Origin of the sequence: Brevibacterium sp. SIMBA_078, assembly GCF_046534565.1 — a bacterium.
Classification (GTDB): domain Bacteria; phylum Actinomycetota; class Actinomycetes; order Actinomycetales; family Brevibacteriaceae; genus Brevibacterium.
This window is the reverse complement of record NZ_JAWRYQ010000058.1, coordinates 1-370: the sequence shown is the minus strand read 5'-3', so window position 1 is coordinate 370 and position 370 is coordinate 1. Positions and strand designations below refer to the sequence as shown.

Sequence of the window (370 nt, the reverse complement as noted above, 5' to 3'; positions counted from 1 at the left end):
CATCAGGACCACTATAGATTAGTAGAGGTATATTAAATGAGCTTATATCAGCATCATCTTTTATCTTTTTGATGAAAGGTATCATCGTCTTTTGTAATTTTTTTATTTTTTCCATATCCATATTCAGTTCTAAGCTTTCGCCTAGATGACTCACTAAATCAAATGAACTAAACCCTTCTGACTCTTGAAAACCACTTAGGTTAGTTACCCAGCTTACTATAGTCATCGATAATTGATCTAGTTCTAAGTTTTCTTTATCTATTGCATTTTTCAAATCTTTTAGTAGTTTAAAATCTATATTCGTATCATCAAAAAACAGACTACTTGTAGGCTTTTCTGAATACTGCTTCAATGTGGTAGCTCTTTGCAG

1 protein-coding gene is annotated in these 370 nt (G+C 31.4%); it reads right to left on the bottom strand.

Going from position 1 to position 370, the window contains the following annotated elements:
- Positions 1 to 352 (bottom strand): hypothetical protein (locus SB749_RS18850; RefSeq protein WP_410711646.1); only part of this gene is annotated, 352 nt, incomplete at its 3' end.
- Between the last annotated feature and the right edge of the window lie 18 nt (positions 353 to 370).